The organism is Micromonospora sp. NPDC048905, assembly GCF_040649655.1.
GTDB lineage: Bacteria > Actinomycetota > Actinomycetes > Mycobacteriales > Micromonosporaceae > Micromonospora.
On the sequence record NZ_JBEZFV010000002.1, the window covers coordinates 162414 to 184173 of the forward strand.

14 protein-coding genes are annotated in these 21760 nt (G+C 70.1%); 5 read left to right on the forward strand and 9 right to left on the reverse strand.

Annotated features, from left to right (window positions below):
- Nucleotides 1-24 precede the first annotated feature (24 nt).
- Both AB0C01_RS05675 and AB0C01_RS05680 read left to right on the forward strand, forming a co-directional pair.
- Nucleotides 25-1125 carry a beta-eliminating lyase-related protein gene (locus tag AB0C01_RS05675; protein WP_357239876.1) on the forward strand — a complete coding sequence of 367 codons (1101 nt, stop codon included), beginning with the start codon at nucleotides 25-27 and terminating at the stop codon, nucleotides 1123-1125.
- Between the two features lie 157 nt (nucleotides 1126-1282).
- The gene (locus tag AB0C01_RS05680) at nucleotides 1283-2866 is read left to right on the forward strand and encodes a gluconokinase (RefSeq protein ID WP_357570340.1); all 1584 of its coding nucleotides are present in this window, start codon (nucleotides 1283-1285) and stop codon (nucleotides 2864-2866) included.
- Nucleotides 2867-2885: 19 nt separating this feature from the next.
- Here AB0C01_RS05680 and AB0C01_RS05685 read toward each other — a convergent pair whose 3' ends face one another.
- The 4 genes from AB0C01_RS05685 to AB0C01_RS05700 are packed head-to-tail and all read right to left on the reverse strand — an operon-like array spanning nucleotide 2886 to nucleotide 6950.
- Nucleotides 2886-3776 (reverse strand): ABC transporter permease, encoded by an 891-nt coding sequence (locus AB0C01_RS05685; protein ID WP_357570341.1) that lies wholly within the window; start codon nucleotides 3774-3776, stop codon nucleotides 2886-2888.
- Entirely contained in the window at nucleotides 3776-4675 is a 900-nt protein-coding gene (locus AB0C01_RS05690) for an ABC transporter permease (RefSeq protein WP_357570343.1), read from the reverse strand. Before AB0C01_RS05690 ends, AB0C01_RS05685 begins: the two co-directional genes overlap by 1 nt.
- The gene (locus AB0C01_RS05695; protein ID WP_357570344.1) at nucleotides 4672-5784 is read right to left on the reverse strand and encodes an ABC transporter ATP-binding protein; all 1113 of its coding nucleotides are present in this window, start codon (nucleotides 5782-5784) and stop codon (nucleotides 4672-4674) included. Before AB0C01_RS05695 ends, AB0C01_RS05690 begins: the two co-directional genes overlap by 4 nt.
- The gene (locus tag AB0C01_RS05700) at nucleotides 5781-6950 is read right to left on the reverse strand and encodes an extracellular solute-binding protein (protein ID WP_357570345.1); all 1170 of its coding nucleotides are present in this window, start codon (nucleotides 6948-6950) and stop codon (nucleotides 5781-5783) included. Before AB0C01_RS05700 ends, AB0C01_RS05695 begins: the two co-directional genes overlap by 4 nt.
- A 236-nt stretch (nucleotides 6951-7186) precedes the next feature.
- Between AB0C01_RS05700 and AB0C01_RS05705 the strand changes: the two genes are divergently transcribed.
- The 3 genes from AB0C01_RS05705 (at nucleotide 7187) to AB0C01_RS05715 (ending at nucleotide 13209) form a co-directional block, all read left to right on the forward strand.
- A complete protein-coding gene (locus tag AB0C01_RS05705; RefSeq protein ID WP_357570346.1) occupies nucleotides 7187-8269 on the forward strand; it encodes a LacI family DNA-binding transcriptional regulator in 1083 nt (360 codons plus the stop codon).
- A gap of 143 nt (nucleotides 8270-8412) precedes the next feature.
- The gene (locus AB0C01_RS05710) at nucleotides 8413-11871 is read left to right on the forward strand and encodes an alpha-glucuronidase family glycosyl hydrolase (RefSeq protein ID WP_357570347.1); all 3459 of its coding nucleotides are present in this window, start codon (nucleotides 8413-8415) and stop codon (nucleotides 11869-11871) included.
- Nucleotides 11872-12090: 219 nt separating this feature from the next.
- Complete coding sequence (locus AB0C01_RS05715) at nucleotides 12091-13209, forward strand: hypothetical protein (protein WP_357570348.1); 1119 nt, start codon at nucleotides 12091-12093, stop codon at nucleotides 13207-13209.
- A gap of 100 nt (nucleotides 13210-13309) precedes the next feature.
- On the opposite strand, the gene AB0C01_RS05720 is transcribed toward AB0C01_RS05715, so the two are convergent.
- The 5 genes from AB0C01_RS05720 to trpB all read right to left on the reverse strand — a co-directional run bounded on the left by AB0C01_RS05720 (nucleotide 13310) and on the right by trpB (nucleotide 21663).
- A complete protein-coding gene (locus AB0C01_RS05720; RefSeq protein ID WP_357239903.1) occupies nucleotides 13310-16309 on the reverse strand; it encodes a glycoside hydrolase family 95 protein in 3000 nt (999 codons plus the stop codon).
- Nucleotides 16310-16678: 369 nt separating this feature from the next.
- The gene (locus tag AB0C01_RS05725) at nucleotides 16679-18322 is read right to left on the reverse strand and encodes a lectin (protein ID WP_357570349.1); all 1644 of its coding nucleotides are present in this window, start codon (nucleotides 18320-18322) and stop codon (nucleotides 16679-16681) included.
- A gap of 308 nt (nucleotides 18323-18630) precedes the next feature.
- On the reverse strand, nucleotides 18631-19638 hold the full coding sequence (locus AB0C01_RS05730; RefSeq protein ID WP_357570350.1) for a hypothetical protein: 1008 nt from the start codon (nucleotides 19636-19638) through the stop codon (nucleotides 18631-18633).
- A gap of 7 nt (nucleotides 19639-19645) precedes the next feature.
- A complete protein-coding gene (gene trpA, locus AB0C01_RS05735) occupies nucleotides 19646-20476 on the reverse strand; it encodes a tryptophan synthase subunit alpha (RefSeq protein ID WP_357570351.1) in 831 nt (276 codons plus the stop codon).
- Nucleotides 20473-21663 (reverse strand): tryptophan synthase subunit beta, encoded by a 1191-nt coding sequence (trpB, locus tag AB0C01_RS05740; protein ID WP_357240659.1) that lies wholly within the window; start codon nucleotides 21661-21663, stop codon nucleotides 20473-20475. The genes trpA and trpB overlap by 4 nt, the downstream gene beginning before the upstream one ends.
- Between the last annotated feature and the right edge of the window lie 97 nt (nucleotides 21664-21760).

Here is a 21760-nt window from a genome sequence, read left to right on the forward strand (position 1 = left end):
GCGCTGACATGCGACGATCCGCCGATGTCTGCCAACACCAGGCAGCGTCGGCTTGCCGCGCTGCGCGCCTGTGACCAGATTCTTTCCGGCATCCGGCCCACGACAATGAGGGAGCGGCTCGCGGACATGGACGCGGGCGGTGATCTGGACGGTCAGCCCGACTTCTACGGCGACGGTCCGGTGAACGCGCTGGAAGAACGCGTGGCAGGACTACTGGGAACCGAGGCCGCCGTCTTCTTCCCCACCGGCACGATGGCCCAGCAGGTCGCGCTGCGCTATGGCGCTGACCGCACCGGGCACCCGACGGTCGCTCTCCACCCGCTCGGCCACCTGGAGATGGACGAACGGCATGCCTACGCCCACCTGAGCGGTCTGCGCAGCACCTGGCCGACCACCGCGCCCCGCAACCCCACGGCCGAGGAGATCAACGCCCTCGCCGAACCCGTGAGCACCGTCGTCATCGAACTCCCGCTGCGCGACGCCGGCTTCGTCCTCCCCTCCTGGGACGAGCTCGCCGCCGCATCCGCCGCAGCGCGCGCCATCGGCGCCCGCGTACATGTCGACGGTGCCCGAATCTGGGAATCCACCCCACACCTGGCACACACCCTCAGCGAGATCGCCGACCTCGCCGACAGCACCTACGTCTCGTTCTACAAGACGATCGGCGGTATCAGCGGGGCGGCGCTCGCGGGCACCACGCAGCTCGCCTCCTACGCCCGCATCTGGCGGCACCGCTGCGGCGGCGAGGTGTTCCAGCAGTGGCCAGCCGCTCTGAGCGCACTCGCCGGCCTCGACCGGGAGCTGCCACGCATCCCCGATTACGTGCGGCACGCGCGAACAGTCGCCGCGGCACTCAGCGCGCTTCCCGGCGCGCGGGTGTATCCAGAACCGCCGCACACCCATCGATTCCGGCTCTGGCTGCCTCACCCGGCGCAGGCGCTCAACGACGCCGCGCTCGCACTCGCCGAGGAGGACAAGGTGTGGTTCGTCGCCGGGTGGCAGGACACCGCCGTGCCGGGTATGGCGATGACCGAGGTCACCGTCGCCACCCCCGCCCTCGAGTGGACCACCGACGACATCGCCGAGGTTGGTGAGCGCTTCCTCGGCCGCGTCGTCGGCCATTGACCCCGGGCTCTGGCGCCACCGCCGGCACCAGTGGGGAGCAGAAGCACTCCGCGCCTCGAACAGTCACCGGCACCACACCGCACTCGGCGGCCCACCCGACACGACAACTGTGCGCAACCGCTTGCCCACCCGTCGAACACCGCTCGACCATGTGCTGATGGGGCTGGAGCGTCGTGTCATCCTCGGGGTCGACGTGGGCACCACCGCCGTGCGGGCCGGCGCGTTCGCGCTGGACGGCTCGGCCCGACACGTTCGGACGCGGGCGTACCCGCTGCTCCAACCGCTGCCCGGCTGGCACGTCCAGGACCCCGACGTGCTGGTGGCGGCCACCCTGGCGGCGGTGTCCGCATGTGTCGCCGACACTGCCGGGGCGGAGGTCGTGGCCCTCGCGGTCAGCTCCCCCAGGTACGGCGTGATCGGGTTGGACGCGACACTCAGCCCGGTGACGCCGCTGCTGACCGGGCGGGACACACGCTCCGCGGAGGTGGCCCGCGACCTGCGGGTCTCCGGCCAGAGCCGGGAGCTGCACCGGATCACCGGCACGCCCGTGCACCCGGGAAGCCCGCTGTGCAAGCTCATCTGGTTCGCCCGCCACGAGCCGTACCTCTGCGCCGCGACGCGGTGGTGGATCGGCCTGAAGGACTACCTGGTCCATCGGCTCACCGGGACGCTGGTGACCGAGCTGTCGTCGGCGTCCGGCACCGGCATGTTCGACGTGCACCGGCGGGTGTGGAGTGCGGGCGCCCTCGATCTGGTCGGGGTGTCCGGCAGCCAACTGCCACCGGTCCTGCCCACGACAGGCGTGTTGCGGCTCTCCTCGGCGGCCGGGCAGGCGGTCGGCCTGCCGTCCGGCACACCTGTCGTCGTGGGCGCGGCCGACGGGCCGTCGAGCACCCTGGGCATGGCGGCGATCGACAGCACCGTCGCCGGTCTGCGGCTAGCGGCCACCGGGGCCCTGCGGACGGTCGTCGCGGCTCCGCTCGTCGACCCGGCGGAGGTCTTCTCCTGCGCCGCGCTGACCGAGGACGCCTGGGTGATCGGCGCGACTGTCGACAACGGCGGCAACGTGGTGCGGTGGGCCGGTGGCGCCCTCGAACCCGATCCTCGCCCGGCGTCCGACGACCAGCTCGCCGCGCCCGAGCTGCTGGCGCTCGCCGAACGGGTCGCCCCGGGCAGCGACGGCCTGGTGATGCTGCCCTATCTGCTGGCCGACCGGGCGTCGGCGGTGGATCCCGGCCCGCCGGGCGCGTACCTGGGCCTGCGGAGCGAGCACTCCCGAGGTCACCTGGTGCGCGCCGCGCTGGAGGGTGTGTGCCTGCACCTCGGCGGCGTCCGGGACCGCCTGGCCGAGCTGACACCGGTCAGCAGCGTTCGCCTGGCCGGGGGCGCGTTCCGGTCTCCGCTGTGGCGTGCGGTGATGGCCGCGGTCCTGGACTGTCCGACCCAGGCGGCGGGCGAGGACGAGGACGCCGCCCTCGGCGCGGCCGCGCTCGGGCTCTACGCGATCGGCCTCGCCGCCGATCTCACCGAGGCCGTCACCCTGCTCAGTCCTGCGAGTGCCCGCGCCGAGCCGGTCGCGGTCGACCCGACCCTCGCCACGACCTACCGCGGGCTGCGCGCGAAGCTGCCCGCACTCCGCACGGTGGCGGGCCGCGTGGGCGAGATCCTCGACGAGGTGGCGGCCGGCCCGGACGTCGGCTGGCAGGCCACCGGGGCGTACCGGGACGTGGTGGGCGGTTGACCGGGCCGGTCGCCGGCCGTCAGTGCTCGGGGTCCTCCTTGACCTGGGCCACGAGCTGGGTCGGGTTGACGTAGCGCAGTGCGACGACGAGCAGCACGAGCATCATCGACGTGTAGATGACCGCCATGGCGTCCACCGACTGCTGGGCCCGGATGCCGGACGCGGACATCGAGTAGTAGAGCGCCACGACGAGGGTCTGCGAGTCGGGACCCGCGGTCAGGAAGGTCAGCTCGAACATGCCGACGGTCCGGACGAGGACGAGGATCGCCGAGGCGAGGATGCCCGGCACGAGCAGCGGTGTGAGGACCCGGAGGAACACCGTACGCAGGCCCGCGCCGCACATCCGCGCGGCGCTCTCGATGCGCGGGTCGATCTGCTCGATGAACGGGGTCATGGTCAGGATGACGAAGGGCACCGAGGGTACGAGGTTGGCGAGCACCACCCCGGACATGTTTCCGGCCAGCCCGAACTTGTAGAGGACCGTCGCCAGCGGGATGCCGTACGTGATCGGGGGCATGAGGATGGGCAGCAGGAACACGAGGAAGATCAGCCGCTTGCCGGGGAAGGACCGCCGCGCGAGGACGTAGGCCGCCGGCACGCCGATCAGCAGCGAGAGGCCCACGACGAGTACGGAGACCTCGAGCGTCACGACGATGACCTGGAGGAGCGCGAACTCGTCCCAGGCCCGGCCGTACCAGCTCGTGGTGTAGCCGTCCGGGAGCCAGGTGTCGAACCAGCGCTTGCCGAACGAGCTGACCAGCACGGACGCCACGACGCCCAGCAGGTTGACGAAGAAGAAGATGACGACGCCCCACACGATCCAGGCGGCCGGCCGGGCGGCGAGGCGCCGACGCCGGTCGGTGCTGGTGGCGGTGGGTCGCGCCGGTGGCGCCTGGGTGATCGATGCCATCAGCCCTTGCCTCCGGTGGCGCCGGTGTAGAAGCGACTGCGCGCGGCCAGCACCACCGCGATGACGACCAACTCGACGAAGCCCATGATCATGGCGATCGCCGACGCGTACGGGTAGTCGTACTGTTCGTATGCCGCCTGGTAGGCGGCGAGGGAGATGACCCGCGTCTCACCGGCCGGGTTGCCGACCAGGACGGCCGACGGGAACACGCTGAACGCCAGCACGAAGGTCAGGCAGAACGTCGTGGCGAGGCCGGGCATCAGCAGCGGGAGGGTGATCCGGGTGAACCGGCGACGCCAGTCCGCCCCCAGCGTCGCGGCCGCCCGTTCCAGGGTGGGGTCGATCCCGGAGAGGTAGGAGAGCACCAGCAGGAACGCGAACGGGAAACCGGTGATCACCAGCGAGAAGAACACGCCCCAGTAGTTGTGGGTCAGTCGTACCGGCTCGTCGACGAGGTGCGTGGCGAGCAGGATCCGGTTGAACCAGCCGGTCGGGCCGAGGAAGTTCAGCAGCCCCTGGGCGGTGAGGACGGTGCCGAGCGTGATCGGCACGACCAGCAGCGTGGTGACCAGCCGTTTGCCCCGGAACCGGCCGCGCATCCGGTAGGCGATCGGCACGGCGGCGAGGACGTTCAGGAGCGCGGCGGGCAGCGCGATCCGCAGCGTGATCCAGATCGTGCCCCGCTCGTAGGCGTCGGAGAAGAACCGGGCGTAGTCGCTGAACGGCCCGCCGTTGGTCGGCTGGAACGACAGCGTCAACCCGTAGAAGAACGGATAGAGGAACAGGGCGACGACGAAGACCAGCGCCGGGACCAGGAGGAGGAGCTGACGGTCGATGCCCCGTTCGGCGAGACGGTGTTGCCAGTGCGCCGACGGTCGGCCGGGCCCGGGGACGCTCACCGCGCCGCCACCGACGCGTCGGCGAGGCGGTCGGTCTCCGCTGTCGCGCCGGCCGGATAGACCAGCAGCCGCTGCGGGTCGATGGCGAGCTTGACCTGGTCAGCGGGTGCGATCCGCTGCTCGGTACGCAGGTGCAGCGACTGTCCGGTGTCGGTGCGCGCCTCGGCCGCCAACTCGCGACCCTGGTACTCCACCACCTCGATCGTCGCGGACAGGGCGTTGGCGGTCCCGCCGGCCTCGCCGACGCGGATGTCCTCGGGGCGTACCGCGACCACCACGTCGGCACCGTCGGCCAGGTCGCCGACGGCCTCGCCGAGCAGGCGTTGACCGGACGACTCGACGGTGGCCCGATTGCCGTCGCACCGCACCACCCGGCCCCGCCACAGGTTGCGGTAGCCCATGAAGTCGGCGACGTGCCAGTTCGCCGGGCGGGTGTGCAACTCGCGCGGCGACCCGATCTGCTGCACCCGCCCCTCCCGCAGCACCACCAGCCGGTCGGCCAGGGAGAGCGCCTCCTCCTGGTCGTGCGTGACGTACACGGTGGTGAGCCCCAGCGACTGGTGCAGCCGGCGGATCTCGGTCCGCATCTCCAGCCGCAGCTTGGCATCGAGGTTGCTCAACGGCTCGTCCATCAACACCAGCGACGGCTCGAACACGACGGCACGGGCGATGGCGACGCGCTGCTGCTGACCACCGGACAGCTGACCGGGCAGCTTGTCGACGTGGTCCTCCAGCCGCACCAGCCGCACCGCCTCCGCCGTACGCCGGCGCGTCTCCTCCTTCGGCAGCCGCCGCATGCGCAGGCCGAAGGCGATGTTCGCCCGCACCGTCAGGTGCGGGAAGAGGGCGTAGCTCTGGAACACCATGCCGAAGCCCCGGCGCTCCGGTGGCAGTGTGTCGATCCGCCGCTCGTCCTGCCAGATGCTCCCCCGGGTCAACGGCAGGAGCCCGGCCAGGCAGTTCAGGGCCGTCGACTTGCCACAGCCGGACGGGCCGAGCAACGCGATGAACTCGCCCGTCTCGATGGTGAGGTCCAGCTCGGTGAGCGCGTCCTGACCGCCGAACCGACGGGACACCCCGTCCAACCGCAGCTGGGAGAAGGCACTCATCCCTGCTTGACCTTCCCGCCGCCGATCTCGCGGTCCCACCGGTTGAACGCCGCCACGAGGCTCTTCGCGTCCAGCGGCACCTCGGTCGGGTTGCCGGCGATCAGCGCCTCGTACTCGGGGCGGCCGAACTCCCGGATCGCGTCCTGACTCTTCTGCGGCGCCGAGGTGAGCCCGACGTCCTTCACCGCCGGGCCCGGGTAGAAGTAGCCCTCGTCGTACGCCTTGGCCTGTTGCTCGGGAGTGAGCATGAACGCCAGCAGGGCCAGGACCGCCGCCTGGGTGTCGGTCGAGACGCCCTTGGGCAGCACGGCGTAGTGCGCGTCGGTGACCCAGTGGAAGCCGGCGATCGTGGCGATCCTGGCCTCCTTCGGCACCGTGCCCAGCACGCGGGGGTTGATGTCCCAGCCGGTCGTGCTGACGATCAGGTGAGCCGTGCCGTTGGCGAGGTTCTTCATCGTCTCGGTGGTGCCGGACGGGTAGTAGTCGACGTACTGGCCCAGTTCCTTGAGGAAGGCCCAGGTCTTGTCCCACCCCGCGGTGGGATCCTTGGGGTTGGCGTCGCCCAGGATGTAGGGCAGACCCATCAGGAAGGTGCGGCCGGGGCCGGAGTTGGCCGGCCGGGCGTACTGGAACTTCCTGGGGTTGGCCCGGGCCCACGCGAGCAGGGCCTCCGCGGTGCTCGGCGGTGTGGCCAGGCGGGCCGGCAGATATTCCAGCAGCGGGCCGGACGGGTAGTAGGTGACGGTGACCCCGGCGTTGCCGGCGAGCTGTTGCATCGCGGCGGCCGGTGCCAGGTAGTTGCCCATGCCGCCGAGGCGGTCCTGGAACGTCGGCAGCAGGTCGATCCAGAGGCCCTGTTCGATGCCCGCGGCCAGCCCGTCGACGCCGGTCAGCACGAGACCGATGTCCACCCGGTTCGCGCCCTGCTGAGCTTTGATCTTGCCGGACAGTTCCGGTGCGGGCGCCTTCGAATAGGTCACCCGGGAGATCACGTCGGGGTTCTTGGCGACGAAGTCGTCGATCATCCCCTGCGTCAGCTGCAGATTGCCGGCAACGTCGAGGACGTTGAGTGTCACCGCCCGACCGGGTCGCTGCGGCACCTCACCCGTGGTGTCGCCGGTGTCCTTGCCGGGACCGTCCGGTGCTCCGCACCCGACCGCGCCCACGAGGAGCGACGATGCCGTGACCGCAAGAGCGCCGCGCCGCGTCATACCCATGAGCTGTTCCCTCCGCCAGGTGTCATCCCCGCTGATTCAGGCAGCCGGCGTGGCGCGACGGCAATGGGTTGCCATGTATTGCCTCGCGCGAATGCGTCCGAGACACCGGTTTGTTGCGAGGGCATTGCCGAGCACTCACCGTCGTCATACCATGATCACGGCGCGTAGCCGGGAGGAGCATGCAGATGCCCGACCACACCAGGCCGCCCGACAAGAGGGTCACGATCTACGACGTCGCGAGCGAAGCCGACGTCTCACCGTCCACCGTGTCCCGTGCCTTCTCCAGGCCGAGCCGCGTCAACTCCGAGACCGCCGAGCGGGTCCGGCAGGTCGCGGAACGGCTGGGCTATCGGACCAGCCCCCTCGCCCGCACCCTCAGCACGGCACGCACGCACATGATCGCGCTGGTCATCGCCGACATCACCAACCCGGTGTACGCCGAGATCGTGCGCGGCGCGCAGGAGGCGGCGACCGACGGCGAGTACACCACGGTGCTGATCGACGCCCAGGAGTCCGACCGGCGGGAACGGGAAGCGATCGAACGCACCATGTCGACTGTCGACGGCATCGTGCTGGCCAGCAGCCGGATGTCCGACTCGGCCATCCGGATGTTCGCCAAGCAACGGCCGGTGGTGGTCCTCAACCGCGCCATCGCCGACGTGCCCTGCGTCGTGACGGACAACCCCCGGGGTGTGCGGCGGGCCGTCGAACACCTCGGTGAGCTGGGGCACGACCACATCACGTACGTCGCCGGGCCGGAGGCCTCCTGGCCGAACGGCATCCGCTGGCGGTCGCTGCTCGAGGCCGGCATGGAGCTGGAGATCAAAGTACGTCAGATCGGCCCCTTCAGCCCGACCATCGCGGGCGGTGAGCGGGCCGCCGAGGAGTTGTGCGCGCGGCCGGCAACCGCCGTCCTCGCCTTCAACGACCAGATGGCGATCGGCCTCATCCGCGGTCTCGGTCAGCGGGGCGTCGACATTCCGGGCGACGTGAGCATCGTGGGTTTCGACAACATCGTCGCGGCCGACCTCGTCACACCCGGGCTGACCACTGTCGCGGCACCTATGTACGCGGAGGGCTCGGCCGCGACCCGACACCTGCTCACGATGATCGAGGGGGCACCCGGGCACACCGGTCGACCGATGGTCCTGCCGGTACGCCTCGTGGTCCGCCACTCCACGGCCGCCCGCAACCCGAGCCCGGGTCGAGCCCGACCGCCCTGGGTCCGGCAGCGGCCGGCGCCCAACCCGGCGGCGCACCTGTGGTGAGGCCACCCGGCGACAAGAAACGACAACTCCTTGCCCAGGCCGGGGCACCCCGGACAGGATCGGCGCACCTTCCATTCAACTGCGTCACTACGTGCGTGTGCCGTCCCGATCGACGTCTCCGTCGGACAACAGAGGAGAAGGCAATGAACCGAGGTCCGGTGCCCAGGCTGCGGCGAGTCCTCATCGTGCTCGGCACGGCGCTCGCCACGGTCGCGGCCACCCTCGCCGTCGCCACCACGCCCGCCACCGCCGCCGAGTCGCCGGACGACTACAGCGGCTCCGACCTGTGGTTACGATACGTGCCGGTCAGCGACGCGAAGCTGCTGCGCGACTACCTCCGCACGGTCACGACGATCGTGGTCGAGAACGCCGACGCCAACCGGGTCCACCGGCACACCGCCGACCTCGCCATGGCGCCCGGCTCCACCGAGAAGCTGGCCGAGACCACGCTCGGCGCGGCCCGGGACGAGTTGGTGCGGGGGCTCGGCGGGCTCCTCAGCCGTTCGACACCCGTGACGACCGTCAGCGGTGACCGGGTCCCGGATGGTGCGGTCGTGGTGGGCACGCCGGCAAGCTCACCGCTGGTGCGCCGCCTCATCCCGGCCCGCGACCTGGCCCGGGTCGGCGACGAGGGCTACCTCGTGCGCTCGCTGTCGCGCGGCAGGGACCGGTTCACCGTCATCGCCGGCAACACCGACCTCGGCGCTCTCTACGGGACGTACGCGTTCCTGCGGCTGATGCAGACGCAGAAGCCCATCGACCACCTCCGTGTCGCGGAGTCACCGAAGATCAAGCATCGACTGCTGAACAACTGGGAGACCGAGCGCCTCTACGCCGGCAACAACGCCTCCGGCATCGGCGGGTTGAACGGCGAGAGCGGGGCGATCTTCAACTTCGCGGCGACCGGAGCGAGCGCCGGCGCCAACCTGCCCGTCATCCTCGACCGCTACGTCGTCGTGGCCCGCGCGTTGGCGTCGCTGGGCATCAACGGCATCACCATCAACAACGTCAACGCCGACAACGCCTACCTGACGAGCGCTCGGATCGCGCAGGAGGCCGCCCTCGCCGACGCGCTGCGTCCGTACGGCATCAAGCTGGGCCTGTCGATCCGCTACACCGCGCCCACGGACAGCCGATTCGCACCGGACACGCTGACCAACAGCCAACTCGACCCGTACGGCGCCGACTTCCGGGGTTGGTGGCAGCGCCGGGCGCAGCAGATCCAGGCCGCCATCCCGGACTTCATGGGCTTCACCGTGAAGGCCAACTCCGAGGGCCAGCCCGGGCCACAGGACTTCGGGTACGACCACGGCGACGGCGCCAACGCCATCGGCGCGGCGGTCGCGCCACTCGGAATGACAGTGCACTGGCGGACCTTCGTCTACAACGCCGAGGTCGACAACGACCGTCTCAAGCGGGCCTACCTGGAGTTCGGGCCGATCGACGACGAGGTCCAACCCGACGGCAGCAGAGGGCGCTTCGCCGACAACGTGTTCCTGCAGACCAAGAACGGGCCACTGGACTTCCAGGCCCGGGAGCCCATCCACCCGATGTTCGGCCGGATGGAGAACACCAACCAGGCCCTGGAACTCCAGATCACCCAGGAGTACACGGGCCAGAACTGGATGCTGGCCTACCTCGGGCCCATGTACGAGGAGATCCTCAAGACCGACACGTACGCGACCGACGCGAACGGCAAGCTGCTCACGAAGCGCCTGGTCGGCGACATCGTCGACGGGAGCGCCCAGCACCACCCGGACACCGCCATCGTGGGTGTCGCCAACCTCGGCAACGCCGACAACCTGACCGGGCACCACTTCGCCCAGGCGAACCTGTTCGCGTTCGGCCGGCAGGCGTGGAACTGGTCGCTCGACTCGGCGGACATCGCGACCGACTGGGTCCGGATGACCTGGGGCAACGACAGGCGTGTCGTCGACACCATCCGCAAGATGATGATGGGCTCGTGGGAGGCGCTGGTGAGCTACCAGACGCCGCTGGGCATCGGCCACCAGTTCGCCGAGGGCGTCCACTACCGTCCCGACCCGGCCGACTGGGCGGGCCGCGACGACTGGAGTCCGGTCTACTACAACCAGGCCGACAGCGTGGGCCTCGGCTACGACCGCTCCCCCACCGGCAGCAACCTGGCCGCCCAGTACTTCCCCCGACTCCAGCAGCGCTACGGCAACATCGACTCGGTCCCGGAGAACCTGCTGATGTGGTTCCACCACGTGCCGTGGGGCCATCGGATGGACAGCGGCCGACCGTTCTGGGACGAGCTGGTCTACCGCTACCAGATGGGCGTGCAGTACGTGACGTGGATGCGGGAGACCTGGGAGACACTCCAGGCCGACATCGACGCACGCCGGTTCGCGGAGGTACGCGCCAAGCTGGCCGTCCACGAGGCGGACGCCGCCGACTGGCGGGACACGTCGGTGAACTACTGGAAGGAGTTCAGCGGGCGGGACATCCCGGTCGACGACGCGCCGCTCTCGGCGACGATCGTCGTGAACGGGAAGACGTTCGGCGGCTTCAACCTGTCCGACACCTCGTACACCATTCCGGTGCGGGCCGGAGGTTCCCCCACCATCACGAAGGTGCGGACGGCCGACCGGAAGGCGCGCTACCAGATCGTCTCCCAGGCGGCGAGCGTTCCCGGGCAGGCGGTCGTCAAGGTCACGACGGAGAGCTTCTTCGGCCCGCTGGTGAAGAACTACGTCTTCAACCTGGTGCCCGACACGACGCTGACGGCCCTACGCGTCGACGGCACGCGCCTGGCCTCCTTCACGCCGACGGTGCTGCGGTACAACGCCCTCACGGCGGCCGGCACCACGACCGTCCCGACGGTCACCGCCAGCGCCGCCGACCCCGCCGCCACGGTCGCGGTGGAGCAGGCGACCAGCCCCACCGGGCAGGCTCGGGTCACCGTCACCAACGGCGCGGCATCGTCGGTCTACACCGTGGACCTGAACACCACGAGCACCGGCAGCGACGAGTTCGACTCGGCCCAACTCGGCCCGCAGTGGCAGTGGGTCCGGCCGGACGAGAGCCGGCGGCGTCTGGCCGACGGGTCCCTGGTCATCACCGCGCAGCAGGGTGATCTGCAGACCAGCACCAACACCGCGAAGAACCTGGCCCTGCAGGACGTCGAGGGTGACTGGACGGCCGAGTCCAAGGTCGTCTTCTCCCGCCCGCTGGCCGCCAACAACGAACAGGGCGGTGTCATCGGGTACGCCGACGACAACAACTACGTCAAGCTCGCCTGGGAGATGGGCAACGCGACCGCGGCCATCAACAAGGTCCGGCTCGTCTTCCTGCGTGAGCAGAACGGCACGACGTCGACCGTGGAGATCACCGGCGCGGATGCCCAGCGGATCGTCGGAGCCGACGGCGCGATCTGGCTGCGACTCACCAAGGTCGGGGACACCTACCGCGCCTACTACTCGCGTGACGGGAGCGTCTACCGCTACATCGGCTCCACGACGTTGACCGTCGAGGCGACGAAGGCCGGGCTGCTGGCCTTCAACCGGGCCGGCACCTCCACCGACCTCGACGTCGCCTTCGACTACTTCCGGATCGAGAGCCGGGGCGAGCGCATCCGCTAGGTGTTCCGCACGTCGGCCGGGTCCGGTGATATGCCGGACCCGGCCCGGGACGCGGCTCGTACCAGCGTGACCTGCTCGGGAGCCGCAGCTAATCCGCACTCTCCTCCGGCGTCGACCATCGGCTCGAAGGCGCTTGACGGGCGCCGCCGCTTGCTGGAAGGCCCGCGAGGGTGGGATTATCGCGGCCGTGATCGAAAGAATCGAGTCCTCCGTCCGCCGGTGAGCGTGACGACCGAGCCTGGACTGCTCGGACCCCAGATCGCTCTGTTCGCACATGCTCTCCGTCTCCATCAGCGACATCCGGACGGTGTCCTGCCTCGCGACGGCGAGCCGTATCCGGACGAAGACCGTCACCGCTCGCGGCCGTCATACCGGCGTGCGCGGGATCGACGACTCTATGGGGCCGATGTCGCTGTCATCCTCGACCGGCACTTCAGCCAGCCGGACGCACGGGCGAGTGAACTTGTCGGCACCCTCCGCGATGTCTACGTCCCGATCCATCGCAACGACCACATCGTTGCCGCGGCCCTGCGCGCGGATCGGGAGCGCATGCGGCAGACCGGCCGGTGGTTGGTGCGGCACGGCAACGATCGCAACGCCGCCACGGTCGGGCTCGCGCTGCTCGCCGCAGACGGGGCCGAGGACGACATCCCGCTGATCCAAACCATCGGCCTGCTGTCGAACCATTTCGGGCCGTTGGCCGCCGACGCGTTGCAGCGCCGCCGTGGAGGTACGGAAGCGCTGCAGTGGCTCGCCGAGCGCGTCGCCGGCTGGGGCCGGGTCTACGTCGTCGAGGCGCTGTGTCGACAGGGCGCCGCAAAGTCCCGGGCCTGGCTCCTGCGTCGCGCCTGCGACGGCGACTACCTCAACGGCTACTTCGCCGGCAAGGTGGCCACCACAGCGCACCTGCACGAAGCGATCACCAGCACTGATGGCGACGACGACCTGATCGACCACACCGGCCGGCTACTGAGGATCATGGCCGACTGCGATGGCATGGGCATGACTCTCGAGCACTACCCGCCGGCACCTGCCGTATTGGCGGCGCACGCTGCTCACCTCGCCCGGCAGCCGCCGACAGCGAACCGGTACGTCGACGCCGCGATCATCGCCAACTATCTGACGGCCAAGCCTCCGAACCGGTGCGGCTGCACCACCGAGCAGCGGGACCACATCGTGCAGCAGTACCTCGCGGTACTCGACCGGCCGGAGTGGCACGCCGCGGTCCGTGCGGGCCATGGCCTGAACAGCGACTTCTTCGCCTGGTTCACCGGCCACGTAGCCGCGCGGCTACGTCTCGCCGCATTTTCCGACGTCGCGGAGAACGGCGAACGATGAACCACGCCGCCGATCGGAGAGAGGTGCAATAAGCCGCGACCGGGCCCGTCCCCAGGTGGGACGGGCCCGGTCTCGCTCCCCCGAGCGGGTTCCGTCGCCGTCAGCCCCCGATGGCGATGGCGAAGATGTGCATCGTCGATACGTTCGTCGCCGGCCGGGCGCTGATGTTGGGCAGCACGACCGAGGCGACCGCCTTGCTCTGCAACGCCACACCCACGTAGTAGATGCAGGCGGCGGTGTTCTGCCGCTGGTTGTTGGGCCGGTTCTGGTAAGCGGACACGATGGCGGCGGTTCCCGCGGAGCTCGGCCCGCCGTACCAGTCGGGCGTGCTCAGCGTGAACGTCTGGCGGGTGCCGTCGGCGTAGACCACCGTGCCCGTGCCCGACGGGGCGCCATAGGTGCCGGTCAGGAGGAAGCCGAGCGTCCGGCCCGTGCCGGTGACACTGATTGTCTGGCCCGAGGCGATGGCGTTGTCGGCGGCGCCCGAGCTGACGCTGGGCCAGCGGAAGTTGACGCCGTTGCGGCTCACCGTGCCGCCCGGGCTGGCACCGGCCGCGGCCAGGGCCTGCGCCGACAGCGACGCCCCACCGCCGTCGAAGTTGCCGACGTTGGTGTTGCTGTCGCTGGTGATGCCGACGTTGCTGAAGCTCTGCTCCAGCGTCGGCAGGGCGACGCCCGTGCTGGTGACCCGGTAGGTGCGCCCGGCCTGCACGGTGACCTCGATCAGGTCGGACTCGATCCGGGTGACCCGGGCCGCCGTACCGTCGGCGGTGTCGACCACGCTGACGGTGCCGGTGAGGATCCGGGACCGCAGGCGGACGGTGCCGGCCCGGTCCGGCCGCACGAGGATCTCGGTGGCCTGACCGCTCGCCCAGGTGACGTCGACCGTGTGCCCGCCCCGACCCCGCAGACCGGCGACCCGCCCACTCGGCCAGGCCGGTGGCAGCGCGGGCAGGACGTGCAGCTCGCCGGCGTGGCTCTGCAACAGCATCTCGGCGATGCCGGCGGTAGCGCCGAAGTTGCCGTCGATCTGGAACGGCGGGTGCAGATCGAACATGTTGGGCGCGAGCCGGGCGGTGGTGGCGAGGTAGCGGATCAGGTCGTGGGCCCGCTTGCCCTCCTCCATCCGCGCCCAGAAGTTGATTTTCCAGGCCAGCGACCAGCCCGTCCCGTCGTCGCCGCGCAGCGCCAGGGTCCGGCGGGCGGCCTCGAACAGCTGCGGGGTGCCGCGCTTGGTGATCTGGTTGCTGGGCGCCAACCCGTACAGGTGCGAGATGTGCCGGTGGTTGGGCTCGGTCTCCACCCAGTCGTAGAGCCACTCCATGATGTTGCCGCGTGACCCGATCTTCATGGGTGGGAGGCGGTCCCGGGTGGCGCGGACCTGGGCGCGGAAGGTGCTGTCGACGTCGAGGATCTCGCTGGCGCGGGCGCACGCGTCGAACAGGTCCCGCAGGATCTGGTTGTCCATCGTGGGACCGGCGCACACGCTGGCGTTCGCGTGGTGGCTGAGCTCCGGCGAGTTCGACGGGTTGGTCACCAGGTAGCCGAGGGTCGGCTCGGTCACCAGGGTGTTGAGGAAGAACTGCGCCGCGCCCTTCATGGCCGGGTAGTTCGTCCGGAGGAACTCGATGTCGCCGTTGAACAGGTAGTGGTCCCAGATCAACGTGGACAGCCAGGCACCACCGGTCTGCCACATGCCCCAGAACGCGCCGTCCACCACCGCGGTGGCCCGCCACGCGTCGGTGTTGTGGTGGGTGACCCAGCCACCGGCGGCGCCGTACTGCACCTGGGCGGTCCGCGTTCCGGTGACGGCGAGGTCTCGGACCAGGTCGAAGACCGGGTTGTGGCACTCGGCCAGGTTCGTGGTGTTGGCCGGCCAGTAGTTCATCGGCAGGTTGGCGTTGATCGTGTACTTCGAGTCCCAGGACGGGGCCAGCGAATCGTTCCAGATGCCCTGGAGGTTGGCCGGCTGGGTGCCGGGCCTCGACGACGAGATCAACAGGTACCGACCGAACTGGAACAGCAGCGCGGAGAACTGCGGGTCGTTGACGCTGTTGTGCTGGGCGATCCGGACATCCGTCGTCTGGTCGGCCGCGGAGGTCCGGCCCAGGTCGAGGGTGACCCGGCCGAACAGCGCCTGGTAGTCGGCCACGTGCCGGCTGCGCAACTGGTCGTAGCTGCTGGCCCGCGCGGCGGTGAGGCGCTGCCGGGCGATGCCCTGGTAGTCGCCTCCGACGTTGCGGTAGTTGACGTAGCTGGAGCCGATCGAGACCAGCAGGGTCACGCTGGTGGCGTTCGTGACCCGCAGGGTGCCGCCGGAGCTGGACACGCTGCCGCCGGTGACGGTGGCGTTGGCCAGTGCGAGGAAGCGGACCTGCCCGGTGACGCCCTCCATGTTCCCGGAGATGCCGTCGAGGCCGATCGTCGTGCCGTCCGGGCTGGACACCGTGGTGCGCTGCGGGCTGTCGAAGGTGGCGGTGAAGCTGATCGAGTTGCTGCGGTCGGCGGTCAGCCGCATCGCGATGACCTGGTCCGGCGCGCTGGAGAAGACCTCGCGCTGGTACCGGATGCCGTTCAGCACGTACGACGTCGTGGCCGTGGCGGTGGTGAGGTCGAGCGTCCGGTTGTGCTGGGACGCGCCGCTGGCGGAGCCGAAGGCGAGCCGGAGGTTGCCGACGGTCTGGTAGGCCAACTGCCCGCCCGGGTTGCCCATCATGGTCTGGTTGATGAGGTCCTGAGCCTGGGTCCACTGGTTCGCGTTGACCAGCCGCCGAATCTCCGCCAGCGCCGCCGCGCCCCGGGTGTTGCTGGGGTCGTGCGGGCCGCCGGCCCAGACGGTGTCCTCGTTGAGCTGGAGTCGTTCCGTGTCGACGTTGCCGAACACCATCGCGCCGAGCCGGCCGTTGCCGATCGGCAGCGCCCGCAGCCAGTCGGTGCCGGCGCCCTCGTCGTACCAGAGGGCGAGGTCACCGGCGGCCAGCACCTGCGGCGGCGCCACCGAGCCCGCTTTCGCCACGGCCGTCCAGGGCAGCGGCAGGAGGGCACCGCCCGCACCGGCCGCACCGATCTTGAGGGCTTGGCGTCGGGTCAGGTCTGACATCGATCCTCCAAACGGTGACCGATCCGGCCACCCCGATGCGTGACAACTGTGGTAACCGAGACGGGTCCGCTGCCCGGACCGACCACGACCTTGGGCAGCAGGCCAGCGTCGAGCCCCGAGTCGGGCAGACATCTGATGTGTTTCGCGAAGGTTACTCCGGCGCCACACAATCGGCAACGATCGATCGATGACGAGATCAGCGCGAGCTGCCCACCCGCCGGCAGGCTTCCGCTGGAGGTTGGCAGCGCACCGACGGGACCCGACAGGCCGGGGGCAGCGGAGAGGAGCCCGCTGGCGGCGCTTCAACGCCGTATACATCGGATGATGGGTGGCGAGCAGGCGAGGTCGGCGCAGCGCGTCCCGGTACGGCTACACGAGGTCGAAGGACTCCCACGGACCGACCGCCGTGCGATTCGCGATCAACGGGTCGGCGCCGGCGTTGTCCGCGCAGACGTACCTGTCGTTCGCGCTGCTGCGGAAACTGACACTGCCGTCCGGGTTCGCCACCTGGGTGAACGTCTCCCAACCGCCGACCACGTCCCGGTCGGCCACCAGCGCCGCCGCGCCGGCCTGCTCCGCGCAGACGTACTTGGCGGTTCTGGCGGACCTGAGGGCCACGAGACCACCGCCGGCGTCGACGACTGTGAACTTCTCCGACGCGGTGGTCAGCGAGGCGATCAACGGTGAGCCGCCCACGAAGAGGCCGTTGGCGCGGGAGCGGACGCCGACGGCCGTGGTGGTGGGCGGGGTCGCGCCGATCACCGGGGCGGTGGGCCGGTTCGCGGTCAACGCGATCGCGCCCTTGAGCATCCGGCCACCGTCACCGGTGAGCCGCAGGTAGTAGTCCGCCGAGCATGCCGTGCCGTCCTCATCCAGCGGCAGGAACGTCGAGCCGACCGGGACGAACGCGGCGCTCTCCGCGGTCTTGGCGATCTGGTTGCCCTCGTTGTACTCGTCGAACATCGAGATGTAGATCGCCGGAGCGCCCGCCCGGATCACGTTGTAGAACTGTCGCCACATGAAGTCACCGTGTGCGCGCTGCCGCTCCTGCAGGTCCCCGGGCAACACACACGGTTGGTAGTCGATGCCGTGCGCCACGCAGTCCCGCACGTCCGGCAGCGTGACGTTGGTGTAGAACCAGTCCGACCCGGCCTGGTCGCCGATCCGGCCGACCATCCAGGGCGAGATCATGTCGTACGCGTGGTAGACGTCGGCGAATCCGGCCCGCGAGTCCTGGGTGCCGTCGCTGTTGCGCCAGTGCGTCGGCGTGCCGCCCATGACGTACACGCCCTGTGCCTTGAACCAGGTGATCACATCGAGGCAGGCCGCCGCGCTCCACCGGTGGTTCTCGTCGTTGAAGCCGAAACCCCAGATCCCGACGACCGGTTTGCCGTTCTGCCTGGCGTACGCCGGGGAGGTCGTGTACGCCCTCATCTTGTTGACCCAGTCGTCCTTGATCTGCTGCTGCATCGTCGTCCAGCCGCTGACGTCATACATGATGTAGAACTTGCGCCCGAACCGCTCGGCGGCGTTGCGCACCTTGATCGTCACGGCGTCGCGGATCGGGCCCTCCCCGCCAACCGGGTTGAAGCGTTGCAGGGCCGCGGTGTCCAGCCCGTTCTCCTGCATCCAGCGGAAGTGGGTGTCCACGGTCTGCTGGTCGTAGGACGAGAACAGCGAGGCCGGCTGCCCGTTGCCCAGGTTCTGGTATCCGGTCTTGTACACCCGCTCGTAGTCGCGCACGTCCGGCCACGACTTGAGGGCCTCGTTGACCGGCGAGGGCGTCTTCTGCCAGTCCTGGCCGTAGTGCCACCAGCCCGCCAGAGGGCTCCCGTCGCCGGCCCCGGTGAACCACCCCTGGTAGCCGACGGTGATCTTTCCGACGACATCGCCGGGCGGGCTGACCGCAGCGGCGGCGGGTTCGGCCGCGTAGGCGTCGAACGAGACTCCGGCGACGGAGACGGCGGTGCCGGCCACCGCGGTGCCGAGCAGGGTACGGCGGGACAGCCTCATTGGCGTTGGCAACCTTCCTCAGGGGACTTTGCCCGGATCGTCAAGCTAGCGACGATCCGGACGGGATGAGGTTAGTGAGCCGTTTTGCCAACTCCCAAGCTGAGCCACGAAACTTCAAAGAACCTTAAGAGTACGGGGAGCGTCCGCACGCGGATCGTCACGAGCATGCGACGGGTAGTGGCGGAAGCTCGGCGAAGGCAGCGCTCTCGCGTGCAGTCCATTCGGCATCCCGGAGGACATCGGGGACCAGGTCGGCTGTCACGACCGCCGAGCGGATGGTGTCGACGGCACCGCCGCCGTTGGACGCGCTACACCTCGACGGTCACGTCACCCGCCGGGCGGCGCCCGGCGCGTCGCCGGACGGTGGCCGCGATGGTCGCGAGACCGGGGGCGGCGCCGAGCAGCCAGATCGCGATCAGTGGCCAGTGGATCAGCGCACCCACCGCCCCGCGGATCTCCGGGACCTCCCCGACCGTGTACGACGTCTCCGGGCCGGACGTTCGACAGGACAGCGAGTAGGCACCGGCGCTGGGCACGTCGACGGTGGCGACCCAGGCGTAGGAGGCCGCGTCGCCTCCGTAGCCGCCGGGTGGGATCGTCACCGGCTGCGCCCGCCGGGCGTTCGCGCCAGCGCCGGTGACCTCGCAGTCCGGATCGGCAGGTGCGAAACCCACCGCGTAGATCGCGTACCGGCCCGCCGCCGGCAACGTCAGGTGCCCGGACTCGCTGGCTGAGCTCGCGTACGGCCCCACTGCCCCGTATTCCCACTCGCCGTAGCGCACGGTGCTGCCCTCGGCCCCCAACTGCACCGTCAGCTGGGCCAGCAGGGCACCCACGACGACGGTGATCCCGCCCGTGACCAGACCGTGTCGCACCGACGGGTGGCTGCGGCGTGGGCGACCTCGGGCAAGGAGGTGGCCGACCACCGCGCCGCAGATCACCAGCGGTACGCAGGCGATCACCACCCCTCGCCACGGGGCGACACCGGTGAGCGGGATGACCCACCGGTAGACGGCCATCGTCGCGGCCACGAACACCGCGCTGACCAGCGCTGCCGCCACCACGGCGGCCATCGGGGCCGAGGCGCTGCGACGCGGGGAGGCGGACCAGGTCCACCGGGAGGCCACCACGGCGGCGAGCACGGGCACCGCCCCGACGATCCACCACAACGCCGCTGAGACCCCCGGGTCCTCCTCCCAGCGATGTGTCCACTCGAAGAAGACCAGCGGCGCCGGCACGGTCGCCAGCATCCACAGTGCCAGGATCTTCGGGCCGGGAAGTGTCCGACCCGCCACCCGCCAGGTAGCCGCGCTCATGCACCGATCATCGGGCAACAGGAGTCGTTCGCACCGCCTGGGGGGCGGCCCGCCACCGGCCGCCGGTCTCGTCCAGCGCCGTCCGGAGCTGCGTCAGGAAGTCACCGAATTGCACCGCCGAGGCCCCGTCCAGCACCCGACGCATCAGGGCCGAGCCCACCGCGACACCGTCGGCGTACCCACCGGCCTGGGCCGCCTGCTGCGGACCGGAGATCCCGAAGCCGAGGACCACGGGCAGATCCGTGACCTGTCGCAGCGACGTCACCAACCGCTCGCCGGCCGCGCCCACCGTCGACTGCTCGCCCGTGGTCGCCATGACACTGACCGCGTAGACGAAGCCCCGGCTGCGCGTGGCGATCTCGTGCAGGCGCTGCGGCGTGGTCGCCGGGGAGGCGAGCAGCGCGAGGTCGACCCTGTTGCCCGCCGCCGCGGTGGAGACCGGCTCGATCTCGTCGACCGGCAGGTCCGGCACGATCAGACCGTCCACTCCGGCATCGGCGAGCGCGGCGCAGAAGCGGTCGGCTCCGGCGTGCAGGACCAGGTTGGCGTAGGTGAACGCGATGAGCGGCACGGGCAGTGTGAGCCGGGTGACCTCGTCGAGGATCTGCCGGGTGGTGACGCCCCGCAGCAGTGCCCGGTGCGACGACTCCTGCACGACCGGTCCGTCCAGGATGGGGTCGGAGAACGGGAGGCCGATCTCGATGGCGTCGGCGCCCGCGTCCACGGCGGCCCGCAACAGGTCGGTCCAGTTCCCGGTGACGCCGCCGGTCACGTACGGCACGAGCAGCTTGCGGCCGGCCGCCCTGGCGGCGCGGGTACGGGTCTCCAGTGCGTTCACGACAGCTCCATCAGGGTGGCCATGTCCTTGTCGCCCCGCCCGGAGAGCGTGAGCATCACCGTCGAACCTGGGGGGACCGTGCCGTCACCGACGGCACGGATCACCCACGCGACCGCGTGGGCGGATTCCAGCGCGCAGAGGATGCCCTCCGTGCGGGCCAGCCGGTGGGTGGCGGCGAGCACCTCGGCGTCGTCCACGGTCACGTAGGTGGCCCGGCCCGAATCGGCCAGGTACGCGTGCTCCGGTCCCACCCCCGGGTAGTCCAGACCGGCGGCGATCGAGTGGGCCTCGCTGATCTGCCCGTGCTGGTCCTGGAGCACCAGGGAGCGGAAGCCGTGCAGCACGCCGGGGGTGCCGGCGCTGATCGCGGCGCCACCTGCCGCCTCGACACCGACCAGCCGGGCCGGCGTGTCGATGAAGCCGGCGAACGTGCCGGCGGCGTTGGACCCGCCACCGACGCAGGCCACGACGTAGTCGGGGGTGCCGGCGACGAGGTCGGCCGCGCACTGCGCGCGGGCCTCGTCGCCGATCACCCGCTGGAACTGGCGGACCATCCAGGGGTACGGGTGCGGACCCAGCACCGAGCCGAAGCAGTAGTAGGTGTCGTCGACGGAGGTGACCCAGTGGCGCAGCGCCTCACTGCAGGAGTCCTTGAGGGTTCGGCTGCCGGAGGTCACCGGCACCACCTCGGCACCCAGCATCTTCATCCGGAAGACGTTGAGCTGCTGCCGTTCGATGTCCTTCGCGCCCATCAGGACTGTGGTCGGCATGCCGAACAGGGCACCGGCGGTGGCGGTGGCCACGCCGTGCTGGCCCGCGCCGGTCTCGGCGATCAGTCGCCGCTTACCCATCCGCCGGGCCAGCAGCGCCTGACCCAACACATTATTGATCTTGTGGGATCCGGTGTGGGTGAGGTCTTCCCGCTTGAGCAACAGGTTGACGCCCAACTCCGCGGAGAGTCGCACCGCGGGCGTCAGTGGCGTCGGCCGGCCGACGTAGACGGAGAGCAGGTGGTTGAGTTCGCCCCGGAACAGCGGGTCCGTCCAGGCCTCGGCGAAGGCCCGCTCGACCTCGACACAGGCCGGAACGAGTGACTCCGGCACGAAGCGTCCACCGTAGTCACCGAACCTGCCGAGCGCCGAGGGCCGACGGGGGTCGACCTGGGCGGCTGGGCGTGCGGAGCGCAGGAGTTGGTCCACGACACATCACCTCACAGTTCTAGAACGACAAGGTCTGTATAGCAGGGAAACCGGTCGCTGTTCTAGATCTGTTGGAAAATGGTTC

What these genes read in the sequence shown, in the direction of transcription:
- AB0C01_RS05675 (WP_357239876.1), top strand. Translation starts at nt 25, where the DNA reads ATGTCTGCCAACACCAGGCAGCGTCGGCTTGCCGCGCTGCGCGCCTGT.
- AB0C01_RS05680 (WP_357570340.1), top strand. Translation starts at nt 1,283, where the DNA reads ATGGGGCTGGAGCGTCGTGTCATCCTCGGGGTCGACGTGGGCACCACC.
- AB0C01_RS05685 (WP_357570341.1), bottom strand. Translation starts at nt 3,776, where the DNA reads ATGGCATCGATCACCCAGGCGCCACCGGCGCGACCCACCGCCACCAGC.
- AB0C01_RS05695 (WP_357570344.1), bottom strand. Translation starts at nt 5,784, where the DNA reads ATGAGTGCCTTCTCCCAGCTGCGGTTGGACGGGGTGTCCCGTCGGTTC.
- AB0C01_RS05705 (WP_357570346.1), top strand. Translation starts at nt 7,187, where the DNA reads ATGCCCGACCACACCAGGCCGCCCGACAAGAGGGTCACGATCTACGAC.
- AB0C01_RS05710 (WP_357570347.1), top strand. Translation starts at nt 8,413, where the DNA reads ATGAACCGAGGTCCGGTGCCCAGGCTGCGGCGAGTCCTCATCGTGCTC.
- AB0C01_RS05720 (WP_357239903.1), bottom strand. Translation starts at nt 16,309, where the DNA reads ATGTCAGACCTGACCCGACGCCAAGCCCTCAAGATCGGTGCGGCCGGT.
- AB0C01_RS05725 (WP_357570349.1), bottom strand. Translation starts at nt 18,322, where the DNA reads ATGAGGCTGTCCCGCCGTACCCTGCTCGGCACCGCGGTGGCCGGCACC.
- AB0C01_RS05730 (WP_357570350.1), bottom strand. Translation starts at nt 19,638, where the DNA reads ATGAGCGCGGCTACCTGGCGGGTGGCGGGTCGGACACTTCCCGGCCCG.